Source organism: Paenibacillus sp. IHBB 10380, from assembly GCF_000949425.1.
Taxonomy (GTDB): Bacteria; Bacillota; Bacilli; order Paenibacillales; family Paenibacillaceae; genus Paenibacillus_AQ.
This window is the reverse complement of the sequence record NZ_CP010976.1, coordinates 2,149,878-2,164,367: the sequence shown is the minus strand read 5'-3', so window position 1 is coordinate 2,164,367 and position 14,490 is coordinate 2,149,878. Positions and strand designations below refer to the sequence as shown.

The window sequence follows — 14,490 nt, the reverse complement described above, 5'->3', positions numbered from 1 at the left end:
TCCTAAACTTATTAAAATGTATGATTCTAGACGGCGAGACAGACATTATTCACTTGACCAAATAATGAAGGTTTTATAACTACTTTTCATACCGAGAGTGGTAAAATTTTTTGGAAGATGTTAAATGGCGAAAATATAAAGGTATTAATCCAAAGTAAGGAGAGAATATTTAATGAAATACAATTGTGTGATTAAGGAAATTGAAGATGATGAGGAAGTAACAATCCAGATTGGAAAAGTAACTATTACAGGTTTTGTAAATATTGGAATTAATATACCTAAAGATGAGGAAACAGAAGTTGAGATAGAACTTTATGATGATATTGAGATAGAAGAATCTAATATACATGAGAAAAGTATATTAAGTAAAGGCACCTTTTCTTATTCAATATTTGGAATTCTTGATATTGATAATGGAATTATTAGCTCAATATTAGATTTTGCTATTGATAGGGAATATTTATTTGAATATGGATTTCTTGATGGAAAATATGTTGAGGTAAAAGTTGGACGTTTAGATTTTTGTTTTGATTAATAGTAATTAGCAATTTGTCTGATAAAAAGCATATAAATACTTAAAAGTAATAATATTTAACTAACTTCAAAATTGTGATTATAGATTTTGTGTAAATTCGATAGATAATATTAATCTATTAGGTATAAATCATAACAACAAGATCGTACAATCACTTATTAAACCTTTAAAGGCTTATTCCTACTTGATTCATGAGTTAGGAATGAGTCTTTTTTTCATGCCCAAAATCGAAAGAGGATTACAATCGGGGTCTCTATTTAATACAAGTACTTACTCGCTAGTGTTGAAAATCCCTAGGACAGAAGCGAACAAGCACCTTTTTATATTTGCGAACAATAGTCTAGAATTAGGTAGTAACGAATCTGTGGTTGATTCACATAGAAGTACAGTGAATGGGGTCGAAATAGAAGTAATAAAAGGTGGAGATAAGGTAATTTCAGGATTCCCTACTGGTGGTGTTCACACGACAGGTTTAAACTAAATGAGCTATCTGTTTATTTCTACTAAAATAATCAGAAAGAGGTGACTAAATTGTATAAAGAAGTAGATGAACTTATAACGGAATATCAAAATTCTACTGATTTTTGGTAGGATGTGTAATGGTATCTGAAAGGTTATCGAAGTTCAGCCCACAAGATTGGGAGCAATTATCGAATGAAGTACTTACCAAATCGCTAGAATGGCAGAAAAAAATAGCGTATTGTCTGGATAGTAACTGTAATATGCATGAACTGGAAATTCTATTATCATTGCTTAGTACTGAAGATGAGGAACAATTCGAGACATGTGTTGATACTTTAAGGAGTTTCACCACCCCAGAAAGCAAGAAAATGATACTAGGCAATCCACACATATTACACCGAGTTAATGATTTGATCCCAAAGGCTGGGGTGGCAGTAAAGAGAATGCTCGAAAACTTTCTTGAAAAAATTCAATCATAAAAGTATCTGGTAACATGGCTAAGATAAGGTTGCACTCTGATTGACATTCCCCCTTTAGTGAGTAGGTAATACAACCAGGTAAGGCTGAGGGTGCGGGTGAGGGTAAGAGATCTACTCGCGCGGAAGCTTATCAATGCGTTCCAACTTAACCTGTGGGGAGAGGACGGACAGCAATTCGCACCGCTCGGCGATGCAGAAGGGGCTTTGATTGTGGTGGACAAACATCGGCCTTGGTTCCCTGACGGACGAGCTCCTTCCTTATTCGACACAAGGGTCATAATTGAAGGAAAAGATTCCGTCAGCATTTTGCTTCAAGACGATCTGTACGAAATAAAATCGACTTGATCGCCATGTCGTTTAAGTAATTTAAATAGTTAGGATACGATTTGGAGTTCTGTGCCATATGGAAGGTGTGTAGGGTGCAATAGCAACGATAGTGGGTGTTTTTGATACTAAAGCCTATGCTGTTTCGTATACTCCGACAACGGGTGGGAAGAAAGTCTTAAATCATAAATGGGTATCTATTTCATAAATCACATAGGCTTTTTATAGATAGTCGACATGTGAATGATTTTGATTGATTTGTTATAGACCAGCAGGATGTACACAACGTCCAGTATAAAGATCAGAATATACATAATCGTTAATAAAATGGATTGCGGGTAGATCGAATAGCAGAGGATGGAGGCGCACAAGGTGCCTATCATTTTGAAGTAAGCGATAGATAAGGATTGGCCTTGCAGCTCTTTGATCAATAGCATTTTTATGAAGAGGATGGACATCAGCAGATTGATGCCAAAGGCCGAATAAATACCCATTTTATCATGAAATTCAACTGCCATTCCATACTGCAGCAGAAATGCTATGACAATTAAGAAGCAGACAGAAGCATGAAGCGTGCGTTTTGGATATGAATTTTTTGAATAATAGAGAAATTGGAGCAGAATGATGCAGTCTAATAAAAACCAAACTAAGGTTACGATTTGCTGAAGCGGGTGAAACGGCATAAGAAAGGTAAACAGAAATTCCCAAGTAATGTTTGCACATATAGAGGCTAGGGGCATTCCACAGGATTGATCCTTAAACCCTTTATAAATAATAAGAATATAGACGATAATCCAAAATAGGGCAACCCCAAACAACAGAGGATAATATTCTGATTTTAGCGGTAATAGGTACTCCATATGGTGGCAATCGCATCCTTTTCAGAAAATTTTCGGCCATCAATCAGCTAGCTTGTCTATATATATGAAACAAGCAATCTATGTAGACCATAAGGGGCGCTGGCAACGCAGTGTCGGCATATGTACAAAATACGGATTTCTTTTAGTAAGTGATCATAGGTATTCGCTTGTGCAAAGTAGCCTTAATCAGAATACAGTAACGTAGAACCGAGGGGGGTGATTAGATCATGTCAGTTAAAAATGGTACCCAATATATTGAACAGATAAATAAGAATTTGCCCGATGTCTGGATAGCAGGTGAGCAGGTGAAGGGGACTATATCGGAGCATAAAGCTTTCAAGGGGCTTATGGTGACTCAAGCTTCTTTGTATGATATGCAGCAGGAAGACAGATGGAAAGCAAAAATGTCTTATTCTTCACCGTTGACAGGCGACCCTGTCGGACTTTCCTTCATGCAGCCAAAGACGAAGAAGGAGCTTGCTGTAAGAAGAGAGATGATGCAGGCTTGGGCATACACTCATCACGGCTTTCTGGGACGTGCCCCCGATTATATGAACACAGTCCTTATGGCGTTCTCCGCAGCATCGGGGCTTCTGGAAGAGAAAACTCCCCAATATGCCTCTAATTTGAGGAGCTACTATGAATACTGCCGGGAAAATGACATCACCCTTTCGCACGTGTTTATCCAACCGAAGGCAGGCAGGCTGTCGACCTTTTTAAAGACATTTGTAGAGTCGGAGGCGGCCCATGTGGTGGAAAAGACTAAGGATGGGATCGTAGTCCGTGGAGCTTTTCTGTTGGACACGCAAGGGGCGACCTCTGACGAAATTCTTGTATTCCCGCCACCATTCCCCTCAGCAAACGCCGAGGAAAGTCCTTATACATTCGCATTTGCAGTGCCGAGTAATCTCCCCGGGGTCCGGTTCGTATGCAGGGAGAGCTTCGTTGGCGGCGAATCCGCGTATAACTATCCCCTAAGCTCCCGATTTGAGGAGATGGATACGCTAGTCATTTTCGATGACGCGCTTGTCCCATGGGACCGGGTATTTATATGTGGGGATGAGAAACTGGCGTTCCAACTGGTCGATGAAAGCCGTTTTCATACCCATGCCAGCGCACAGATTATGTGTAAAAACATTGCCAAAACAGAGTTTCTATTGGGAACCATTGAAATGATGATCGAAGTAGCCGGACTGGAAAGCCATGACCATATAATCGAGAAGGTGACAGAGATTATCATCGCGCTGGAAACGCTCAAGGCGCTGCAGCTTGCAGCCGAGAAGGGGGCTTCTCCTGACCGGTGGGGCAGTATGCTTCCCAATCGGAAGCCGCTCCTTGCTGCCAATGCTTATTTTCCGAAAATGTACCCCCGTATGATTGAAATCATCCAATTAATTGGTGGGAGCAGCCTAATTATGATTCCGGACGAAAAGGATTTTGACACTGAAATCCGCGGCCAATTGAACCGTTACCTGAAAGGCATAGGCTTCGATGCCAAAGAAAATGTGCAGTTAGCCAGACTGGCGTGGGAACTGAGCGTCAGTGCGTTTGGAGGCAGGCAGACGGTCTACGAACGTTTTTTCTTTGGAAATTCCTCCACAGTGAATAGTCGTCTATACACTGGGTATCAAGGCAGGGAAAAGTTTAAGAACCGTGTCAAAGATTTTCTGTCTTAATTCCGCTATGCTGGCCGTGCATGAGAGAGGCATTATTTCTGCTAGCGAAGCTGTGACCAAGTTCCAACTACCAGACGTTGGAGTTACGAGGCAGGAATAGAAAAGCCCTCAAAAATAATCAAGAAAAGAGCGACTCTAAATCAAGAAGAGTCGTCTTTTTGTAATGTATTCATTTTTAAAAATTAATAGTTAATTAGTTACAGTAGTAGAACAGTTATCAACTGTGGTTACTGCTCGAAAGAGACAGTGGCTATTAATTATTCGCATTTTATATTTACAAATCTATATTTATAGATATAATATTGTGTATGGAACCTTCATTGATTTATAAAGCATTGTCGAACGAGACACGCCGTCAAATTATGCTATGGTTAAAAAAACCAGAGGATTATTTTGATGAAGCGAAATATTTAGAACATGGTATTACTTTTCGAATTGGCGTATGTGTAGCAGATATTCAGGCTAAATCGGGACTTGCACAATCGGTTATATCTAGTTATTTGTTAACTCTGCAGCAAGCAGGGCTGCTCCAATCTGAGCGCATCGGGAAATGGACCTATTACCGTCGGAACGATAAAACGATACAGGAATTTTCCGATTACGTCCGAAATGAACTTTAGAGGAAAGGAGGAGGTTTTTACGCAATCAAATCTACATATACAGATATGTAATTGTAGTTTGTTGTTCAATCTGATGGCTGAGTGGGCATAACCTGATTCGCTTAATTGATTGCCCGGCGCGTATTTCCAATATATTTTAACGGTGTGATTAATTGATTATTTGTTTTAGACGCTTTGAAGGTTTTTATGAATCTACAAATCTAGATATATGAATTGATGAATGCAAAAGAAATGGAGGATTTACATTGAAGAAGGTTAACCCTTTGCTTATTTTTGTACTAGCTCTAGGTGTGTTCGGCATTATTACAACGGAAATGGGAATCGTAGGAGTTCTGCCCGAGGTGGCTCGGAAATTTAATATATCGACTTCACAGGCTGGATCACTTGTAGGTATATTTGCTCTAGTCGTTGCGATCTCAGGTCCTTTCCTAACATTACTTGCATCCGGGATGAATCGAAAAGTCATTCTATTAATCGCTGTACTTATGTTCGCGATATCAAATATGGTTTATGCATACACAACGATATTCAATGTGATGTTGATATTCCGTATCATACCTGCTATTTTTCATCCGGTTTTCTTTTCTGTAGCTCTTGTGACGGCTGCCAAACTTGTCCCTCCAGAAAAAAGTGGAAAAGCAGTCACACAGGTTTTTGCCGGGATTACGGTGGGGTTTGCATTTGGCGTGCCTGTGACGTCATATCTCGCTGAACAAATTTCGCTGGAAGCTGGATTCCTATTTGGCGCAATTGTCAGCTTAATTGCTTTTGTAGGGATATTACTATGGCTTCCCTCCATGCCTGTTAAGGAAAAAATGTCTTATGGCAAGCAGCTTAGTATATTAAAAAAACCGCAATTATGGGTAAATATCGTAACGATTATGTTTGTTTTTGCGGCTATGTTCTCTGTATACAGCTATTTTGCCGAGTATCTTGGAAAAGTAACTCATATGAATAGTTCCTGGATTAGTGCATTGTTGATGGCATTTGGCTTAGTCATGATTTTTGGTAATTTTCTATTTGGAAGCTTTTTGCAAAAAAGCATTACTAAGACCGTTATTATGTTTCCACTAGCGTATATAGTAAGTTATTTACTTGTTTATTATATGGGCTCTTCTTTCATTCCGATGATTGTCATCGTACTTATTTGGGGGACGGTGCATTCTGGCGGGTTAATTGTCAGTCAAGCATGGCTTACAACGGAAGCGAAAGAAGCTCCTGAATTCGGAAACAGTTTGTTTATCTCATTTTCAAATCTTGGAATTACGTTGGGAGCTTCCATTGGTGGTTGGTTTATCTCTCAATGGGGAATACATCAGCTCATTTGGAGTGGAATCATATTCGCATTGCTTGCTTTCATATTGATTATGATAAAAATTAAAGTTTTTGATTCGAGAGTCACATAAAGATCCTTTTTTGAAGCACAACAGGCTACTATATTGGTAACCGGAGTATGGATTTGTTGAGCGTATATTCTGAAGCAACGAATGGCTGTAAAATTATTCCTGTCACAAAAGCACAGATGAGAAGTGTTATATAGGTGTAGACAGAGGTAATTACCTTTTTGAAAACCGGCCGGTTTCAAGAAGGTATCTCAGAATAGAACAGGAGCGAGACCATTGAACTCTACTAAACCTAATGATATGAGAAAAAAAATCGCTGTAACAGCATTGATAGTAACGTTGGGAATGGCAGTCGTAGGCAGCGGGTTTCCTACATACGTTAGTGCCGAGACTTCCGGAAAGGCTACTGTTGCCAACAGTACCTCTCCCATTTCAAATCCCATCTTGATAGATGCGGATGGGGAGGATAATGAGTCCAATCAAGTAATTACCCACGGCGACGTGACACTCAGCTTATCCAACGTTATATTTGACGGGAATAGCCTTGAGGTTACTGTCCGGAAGGAGGGGGGGACTGTCGGTAAGGAAATCATTGACCTAAAGAAGGGACTGGATTTGTCTGCTAATGGGAAACCGATTGTATATACTCCTAATCTGAAGTCTATACCGGGAGATAAAGGGGGCGTTTTGATCTCCTTCTCTAGATATGACAAACCGCAGCTCCCGGATCAATTCGTTATGACGCTGAAGTTGTACTCCGAGAACGTCAAGGAGCCGTTCACCTTTACTGTTCCGGTGAAAAAGGCTAAAAGTCTTGTAACATTGCAGCCGGGCACAACCCTAAAAAGTGGGGATTTCAGCTATACAGTAGACTATTTCCAATTGACGCCGATAACGATGATGCTCAAGCTGCACAGCACAGGAAAAGTTCCGGCAGCAGCTAAATCCAAAGATCGTTCCAGCAAGATGTTTTATGAAATTGCAGATGAAACAGGAAATGTACTCGGGGCAAGCATTTGGGATTCCAACCTAGAGCAACCGTCCGGATCAAAGAGTAAAGAAGACCTGATCTTTAGTGGTTCGTTTAATGCAGTGCCGAAAACAATCATCATTAGGCCATTTTCGTACACACTGGACGCTAAAGGAAAGATTCTGAAAGACAGCCAAAAAAACTGGGCCAAGACCTATCACAAGAAGCTGGAAATGAAGATTACAGTCCCTAAATAACAACCACTCGATGAGGGGAATTCACGCTGACGTCAGCGCGGATTCCTTTTTTATTTGGAAGGTCTGTGATGCTAATCTGCAAGGTTAAGAGTCGTATAAAGATGACGTGCCAGAAACGAAAACGATTTTAGTAAAAACAAGGATTTTCGCACGCGCGGTCTATTTTTTTTGTCGTTTTTTCGTATTTTAAGAGGTAATTTCAAATGAATGTAGAATTAATTTATATTAAAACTAGATGTGAGAGGTAGAAGATGAATCAATTAACAGAATCCTATATAGATAGTCTAGCACTGAATAGCAATGCAATTAAGAATGGTAAGGATTTGGTCAAGAAGGACAAGTTCTCCAAGTTGTGCAACTCCCCTGACCAGACCCTTATTTTTGGCGAGTGCAAAGGAAGTGGAAGTAATCCATACATCTGTTCCGTTGACTTCATTAAAAAAGATACCCCAATATTCCGTTGCTCCTGTCCCAGTCGGCAGTTTCCGTGCAAACATAATTTAGGATTAATGTATGCCTATACAACGGGTAAACCGTTTGAAACGATAGACATTCCTCAAGATATTGTGGACAAAAGGGAGAACGCCGAGAAGCGTGAAGAAAAGAAAAAAGAAGCGATCAACGGAGACAACGTCAAAAAACGTAAACCGAATAAAGCAGCTTTGGTAAAAAAAATATCTTCCCAACTAGAAGGGATCGGCATATTGGAGAAACTGATTCTAAAGCTTATCCAGTCCGGATTGGGAAGCATCGACAAGAAGATGCTTCAAACGTTAGAAGAGCAGGCCAAGCAGCTGGGTAACCATTATATCCCTGGAGCACAGACAGCCCTAAGGGAATTGCTCTTGGTGCTACAGTCCGATGATGACAGAGAAACAACCTATTCTCTCGCCATGGAGCGTTTGAACATCCTTTATTCATTGGTGAAGAAAAGCAAGAACTATTTGCAGAGCAAAATAGATAATCCGGAGGTAACGATGGATGTTGACTCCACGCTCGAAGAATGGATCGGGCATGCTTGGCAATTGGCGGAGCTCCGGGAATATGGCCGGGTACAGGTAGATGCAGAGCTACGACAGCTGTTCTTCCGCTCCTATGCGGATGATGCTCGGGGCGAGTATGTTGACGAAGGATGTTGGATGGATCTTCTGACCGGTAGCCTTCGCATGACACGAACATTCCGACCTTTCCGTGCCGCCAAATTTATCCGGGAGGAAGATTCATTCTATGATGTGCTGAAAGTCAAAGAGCTCTTTGTCTATCCAGGAGATATGAACCCCCGCGTGCGTTGGGAAGATGCGACGTTCCAGCAGCCAGAGCAGCACGATTATGATACGATGCGATCGCATGCATGTAAGTCTATTCCAGAGGCGGTCAAACTAGTCAAAAATCAGATCAAAACCCCGCTCGCTGATAAGCATCCGGTTGTACTTTTGGAATATGCATATATTGCACGTGATAGGGATGGCTTCCTGATTGTTGATAGACAGGGCAAGCAGCTGCGGCTTGCAGATTTATCATGGCTGAATCATCCGACAACACCTTTACTGTCGTGGTTGAACCGACAGCATGTTAGCAATCACGCAATGCTGGTGATGTTTGAGCATGACCTGGAGCACAATCAATTATCAGCTCAGCCGTTAAGCATCGTTACACGTGATCATATTATTCGTTTGTTTTACTGATGATGAACAAGATTAGGAGAAACGTTTATGAGCATAAATATACTGTTTGAACTGCAGCATGAGCTGCGCCGGCTGTACATAGCAGGAAGTGGAATGGCGGCGGGGGATTTGAGACTCGGTAAAATGCTACCGCAGCTGCAAAAATTGGGAGAATCCGCTCCCGTATTCAATAAATTTGCACAAGGAGTAAATGAGCTTCTGGCGTCGGATAGAGCCGAAGCAGCATCAAAGCTGCTCGAACTAGGTACACTTCTACATTCCGTCCTATACACACAGGGAAAGACAGAGGGGGCAGGAGAAATATATCCTTTGGTTGGAACGGAAATCAAAGCTGATACCTCTATCCCTTACCGGAAGATTGCTCCTTTGATCGAAGCATTAACGCAAAAGGGCCAAGGCAGACTGGAACAGATCCACCAGGCATTTAATGAAGGATTATTCCACGACTTTCGTGTGATTTCTGCGGCAGTAACCGCGCTGGATGACAGCTATGCAGAAATTCCAGAGTTTCTTTTTCACAAAGTGATTTCGCAGTATGGAGCCGATGCTCTTCCTATGCTGAAACAGCAGTTTCAGCTTCAAGGAGGTAAAGGACACGCTAGGAGACTTCAGTTAATTCATAATGTGGAGGGAGAGGCCGCTATTGATCTGTATCTCCAAGCTGCGACCGAAGGATCTGTCGATGTACGTGCGGCGGCCATTGAACTACTGGGGGAATACCCAGAACAGGAGCAGTTTCTGCTGGAACAAGCTGATGATAAGAAAAAAGAACTTCGACGAGCTGCTTTGTCCGCTTTATCCAAGCTTGGCTCGGATAAAGCACAGGACTGTCTGTTCCAAGCTTTGACATCCAAGGACCATGAACTGGCAGTAGAGCCAATCCGTCTGTGCGGATCGGATGAATTGATCCATCGCGTCATCCGACAAACGGAAGATGTACTTGCTGAGATAGTTGCAGGTAAAGAGAATGATGAGCAGGAACAGCACCTCATTTCATACCTATCAAGTATAGAAGGCGATTCATCGAATGAACTCTGTTTACTGCTGCAAAAGATACTATCCGTTCCTGCCTCTAAAACAGCTAAGCTGGACCGTTTACAAGAGGTAGCTGCGCAAATGCTTCTGGATCTGGATGATCCAGAGGCATATGCATTCACTGTTGGGCTGCAGCAGAAGTATAACCGCAGGTTCATTGCCTACAGTTTCCGTGCTGCGGTTCACAGTCTGCCACCTGAAGAGGTATACGAGAGGTACGCTACTGAGTTAAGCAATAAACGGACTTCGGCCGCTAAGGAACTGCTGCGAACGATGAGTATGATTTCGGTGGATATTACGGATCAGATGAACGGAAATTCTGCAATAGAAACATGGGACCCAAGATGGGTTCATTTGTTGATAAAACTGGATGAGAAAGAGCTTGTCACTCGGTTCGCAATTCATTCCGATTCTACAGTCATCTCATATCTTACCAAGCAGATTACTGCTCATCCGAAATTCCAAGATTACGTTACTGTCGATATGTTGCTGGCCCTTTTCCACCTCAGGGATGATAACGTGTCGGAAATGGTCATGGACATTTTGGAGCGAGATAAAACGAGTCACTCGTATTATTTAAACCGTTCACAAACAGCGCTTCTGTCCCAACTTTCTCCCGTTTATGCGGATAGACTGCGACAGTTCGCAGAAACAATGAAGTACCAGAACGTCAAACAACAGGTGTTGGATATCGCTGATACTGTAGCAGCCAAACCATCCTAATTGAACAGGAAAGGAACACAGATAATGACAAAACATGATGAACAAAATGTGTTAAGGCTTCCTTCCGAGAAATTGTACAGTGAGGAACTGGAAGCGTTGAAAAATATGGATAAGGACTCAAGGCCTGCAGGTTGGCAGCTTTCGCCAAAGGCTGTTCTTACGTACATAACCGGAGGTAAGGCGGGAGACACGGAAATAACGCCCAAATATATAGGGAATAAAAGGCTGGTCGAGATAGCGATAGCCACGCTACTGACGGATAGGGCACTTTTGCTCATTGGTGAACCGGGAACGGCCAAGTCGTGGTTGTCTGAGAATTTAACAGCCGCTATTCATGGCGATTCTTCCAAGGTCATCCAGGGAACGGCCGGCACAACCGAAGAACAGATCCGTTATTCTTGGAATTACGCAATGTTGCTGGCACAAGGTCCGTCGGATCAGGCTTTGATCAAGAGCCCCATTTTTCGGGCAATGGAAATGGGCGGGATTGCCCGGTTTGAAGAAATTTCCCGGTGCGCGTCTGAAGTGCAGGATGCACTGATTTCCATTTTGTCCGAAAAAACGGTGTCTATTCCCGAACTTGGTCGGGAGATGCCAGCAGCACGGGGGTTTTCGATCATTGCCACGGCGAATACGCGCGACCGTGGGGTGAATGAAATGTCTGCAGCGCTCAAACGGCGGTTCAACATCATCGTGCTGCCAGCGCCAGCGGATATTGAAACTGAGGTTGATATCGTTCGCAAGCGTGTGGGTGAAATATCGGCGAATTACGCGTTGACCGCGTCCCTGCCGGAAGATGATGTGGTGCGCAAGATTGTCACTATTTTCCGTGAACTTCGCAGTGGTATGACTATGGACGGCAAGGAAAAGGTGAAACCGACAAGCGGTGTTATTTCAACAGCAGAAGCGATTTCGCTGTTGACTGGAAGTATGGCGCTTGCTGCCAGCTTCGGCAGCGGGACCATTCAGGAGGAAGATATCGCCGCAGGACTGCAGGGAGCCATTGTGAAAGATGAAGAGAAGGACCGTCTTGTGTGGAAAGAATACTTGGACAATGTGATGAAGAAGCGGGGATCGTCATGGCGGAGCTTGTACAACGCTTGTTCGGAGATGAACGGATGAACGACAGGCAGCCGTACCATGTTTTCGGGATCCGGCATTTATCTCCTACGGGCGCTTATCATTTACGCGCTTTTCTGGAAGAGAAGAAGCCTACCGCAGTTCTAGTGGAAGGTCCCGGAGATGCAAGCGAATATATTTCGCAGCTGGTTGCCCGCAAGGTGGTGCCTCCGGTTGCCCTTTTGGCCTATACGGATCAGTTACCCGTAAGGACGCTTTTGTACCCTTTTGCAGTATATTCCCCTGAGTACCAGGCTTTCCTTTGGTCAGAACAGAACGGAGTTCATGTGGAGTTTATCGATTTACCTTCGGATATTTCGCTGTCTTTGTACGAAATGCGAAGAGAGGGAACAAACGGTAGTTCGAACAATAATCCGGTCAATGAAGCGGGAAATGGCAGAGACAATAATTCTGTACAAAATGCTAACAACGGGGAAGAAGAGGTTCCCCAAGCAGTTGGTAACATCCGGAGCTATGCGAGTACGCAGCATGACCTGTATGAGCAAATCGCTGCCCTTGCGGGAGAGTCAGATTATGAGTCATATTGGGAGCGGTATTTCGAGCACGAAGGGGAAAGGGAGACTTATCGGGAGGCGATACATCATTATTCCGCTCAAATGAGGGCAATGACGGAACAACATGAATGGGAACTTGCACCAGCGGAGGCAGCGTATAACGAAATTCGTGAAGCCTATATGCGTCGCAGAATCAAAGAGGTTCTCGATGCTGGACATGATCCTGATAAAGTTGTTGTCGTAACTGGTGCACATCATGTATCGGCTTTGCGGGCGGATTTACCTCCCATGAGCGACGTGCAGTTGGCAAACCTTCTGCGGAGTGCTACCAAAATTACGCTCATGCCATACTCTTATTACAAGCTGTCAACACAGTCAGGTTATGGGGCGGGAAATCATGCGCCCGCCTATTATGAACTGTTCTGGAGATGCCTGCAGCGTAATGAACTTAACAAGCTTTCCTCGTTGTATCTCACGCATATAGTCACTCATATGCGTGAGCACGGAACGTACCGTTCAACTGCGTCGGTTATCGAGGGGGTCAGGCTAGCTGATGCGCTTGCCTCGTTGCACAACGGTAGGTTTCCAACGTGGAAGGATCTGCGGGATGCAGTGGTGATAAGTCTCGGTAACGGCGAGCTGTCCGCTGTCGCTGAAGCTTTGGCCCGGACCGATATCGGCACAGTAATCGGTAGCCTGCCGGAAGGCGTCAGCCAGACACCGGTCCAGGACGACTTAAAGCGTGAGTTGAAACGGCTCAAGCTGGAGAAGTACAAATCTGTGGTAGCCACTGACCTCGAACTTGATCTGCGCGAAAATCGCCGAGTTAAGTCAGAAGCCGCGGCATTTCTCGACTTGAACCGCTCTGTGCTGCTACATCGGCTTGAGCTTATTGGTATCAGTTTTGCCAGGAAGCACAGAAGCCGGCAAGATTCCGCCACGTGGGCAGAACAATGGGTGCTCCAGTGGACACCAGAGGCTGAAATTCAAACGGTAGAATCGACTTTAAAAGGGGAGACTGTCCAGTTAGCGGCTGCCTTTGTGCTACATGAAAAGCTGCTGGAATGTAACAGTATCGTGGAAGCATCGCAGATTATCCGTATCGCTTGCGATTGCGGCCTACCCTCACTTATGGAAGAGGCCAGAAGGACGCTACAACGACTGGCCGTTGATGCGGGCAATTTTGTAGAGATAGCCACTTCGGCCTATGAGCTGTCTGTATTCATTCAATATGGGTCGATCCGCCTAATTGAGACGGAGACAATGATCCCGCTTCTTCAGCAATTGTTTTTGCGTGGAACTCTGTTACTGGTCGATACTGCACTGTGCAGTGAAGAAGCGGCTAAGAACAACATCAGTGCAATGAATGCACTGCATACGATTGCTCAAGAGCATTTTGATGTGGTTGACGACCTATTGTGGCTGCAGAATCTAGAAGAACTTTCCTCACGTGATGACCGGAACGCTATGATGTCGGGTTATGCATTTGGTATTTTGCTCGAACGAAACGAAGTGTCCGAGAACCAATGTGCTGCAGAGGTATCTAGGCGGCTATCTCCGGGCATTCCTGCCGATCTTGGTGCAGGCTGGTTTGAAGGCCTGGCTTCGAGGAACAGATATGCGTTACTCTCCCGTATCTTTCTGTGGAAGCAGCTCGATGAGTACATACTTTCACTGGAGCACGAGCAATTTCAACGTTCCTTGGTGTTTTTGCGCAGGGTATTCAGCACTTTTGAGCCAAGGGAAAAGGCATCTATTGCCGAACTGATGGGCGACCTGTGGGGAAGCGGAGCGATGGAGACCGGGGAAGTACTTCAGCAGCCACTTAGTGAGGAAGAAAAGGAGAAAATCGATGAACTCAATGATTTTGATTTTGGGGATTTGTAA

13 protein-coding genes and 1 pseudogene are annotated in these 14,490 nt (G+C 43.7%); 13 read left to right on the top strand and 1 reads right to left on the bottom strand.

Annotation, left to right across the window (positions count from 1 at the left end):
* Nucleotides 1-172: 172 nt before the first annotated feature.
* The 5 genes and pseudogenes from UB51_RS09340 to UB51_RS27745 form a co-directional block, all read left to right on the top strand.
* Nucleotides 173-535, top strand: coding sequence for a hypothetical protein (locus UB51_RS09340; RefSeq protein ID WP_044877069.1), 363 nt, complete (start codon nt 173-175; stop codon nt 533-535).
* A 217-nt stretch (nt 536-752) separates the two neighbouring features.
* Nucleotides 753-1,016, top strand: a complete 264-nt coding sequence (locus UB51_RS09335; protein WP_044877068.1) for a hypothetical protein — start codon at nt 753-755, stop codon at nt 1,014-1,016.
* Nucleotides 1,017-1,134: 118 nt separating this feature from the next.
* Complete coding sequence (locus tag UB51_RS09330) at nt 1,135-1,476, top strand: hypothetical protein (RefSeq protein WP_324607755.1); 342 nt, start codon at nt 1,135-1,137, stop codon at nt 1,474-1,476.
* A 96-nt stretch (nt 1,477-1,572) separates the two neighbouring features.
* On the top strand, nt 1,573-1,821 hold the full coding sequence (locus UB51_RS09325; RefSeq protein ID WP_044877067.1) for a hypothetical protein: 249 nt from the start codon (nt 1,573-1,575) through the stop codon (nt 1,819-1,821).
* 73 nt (nt 1,822-1,894) lie between these two features.
* Nucleotides 1,895-1,996 (top strand): annotated as a pseudogene (locus UB51_RS27745) (DUF1541 domain-containing protein); the annotation flags it as partial.
* 13 nt (nt 1,997-2,009) lie between these two features.
* Here UB51_RS27745 and UB51_RS09320 read toward each other — a convergent pair.
* Nucleotides 2,010-2,660 carry a transmembrane-type terpene cyclase gene (locus tag UB51_RS09320; RefSeq protein ID WP_044877066.1) on the bottom strand — a complete coding sequence of 217 codons (651 nt, stop codon included), beginning with the start codon at nt 2,658-2,660 and terminating at the stop codon, nt 2,010-2,012.
* Nucleotides 2,661-2,887: 227 nt separating this feature from the next.
* Between UB51_RS09320 and hpaB the strand changes: the two genes are divergently transcribed.
* The 8 genes from hpaB (at nt 2,888) to UB51_RS09280 (ending at nt 14,490) form a co-directional block, all read left to right on the top strand.
* Nucleotides 2,888-4,336: a 4-hydroxyphenylacetate 3-monooxygenase, oxygenase component gene (gene hpaB, locus UB51_RS09315; RefSeq protein ID WP_044877065.1), complete on the top strand. Its 1,449-nt coding sequence runs from the start codon at nt 2,888-2,890 to the stop codon at nt 4,334-4,336.
* Nucleotides 4,337-4,644: 308 nt separating this feature from the next.
* Nucleotides 4,645-4,956, top strand: coding sequence for an ArsR/SmtB family transcription factor (locus UB51_RS09310; RefSeq protein ID WP_044877064.1), 312 nt, complete (start codon nt 4,645-4,647; stop codon nt 4,954-4,956).
* Nucleotides 4,957-5,201: 245 nt separating this feature from the next.
* Complete coding sequence (locus tag UB51_RS09305) at nt 5,202-6,362, top strand: MFS transporter (RefSeq protein ID WP_044877063.1); 1,161 nt, start codon at nt 5,202-5,204, stop codon at nt 6,360-6,362.
* 213 nt (nt 6,363-6,575) lie between these two features.
* Nucleotides 6,576-7,526, top strand: coding sequence for a DUF4179 domain-containing protein (locus UB51_RS09300; RefSeq protein WP_044877062.1), 951 nt, complete (start codon nt 6,576-6,578; stop codon nt 7,524-7,526).
* A 251-nt stretch (nt 7,527-7,777) separates the two neighbouring features.
* Nucleotides 7,778-9,211, top strand: coding sequence for a hypothetical protein (locus UB51_RS09295; protein WP_044877061.1), 1,434 nt, complete (start codon nt 7,778-7,780; stop codon nt 9,209-9,211).
* Between the two features lie 27 nt (nt 9,212-9,238).
* A complete protein-coding gene (locus tag UB51_RS09290; RefSeq protein ID WP_044877060.1) occupies nt 9,239-10,969 on the top strand; it encodes a HEAT repeat domain-containing protein in 1,731 nt (576 codons plus the stop codon).
* Nucleotides 10,970-10,993: 24 nt separating this feature from the next.
* Entirely contained in the window at nt 10,994-12,091 is a 1,098-nt protein-coding gene (locus UB51_RS09285; protein ID WP_044877059.1) for an AAA family ATPase, read from the top strand.
* Nucleotides 12,088-14,490 carry a DUF5682 family protein gene (locus UB51_RS09280; protein WP_044877058.1) on the top strand — a complete coding sequence of 801 codons (2,403 nt, stop codon included), beginning with the start codon at nt 12,088-12,090 and terminating at the stop codon, nt 14,488-14,490. The genes UB51_RS09285 and UB51_RS09280 overlap by 4 nt, the downstream gene beginning before the upstream one ends.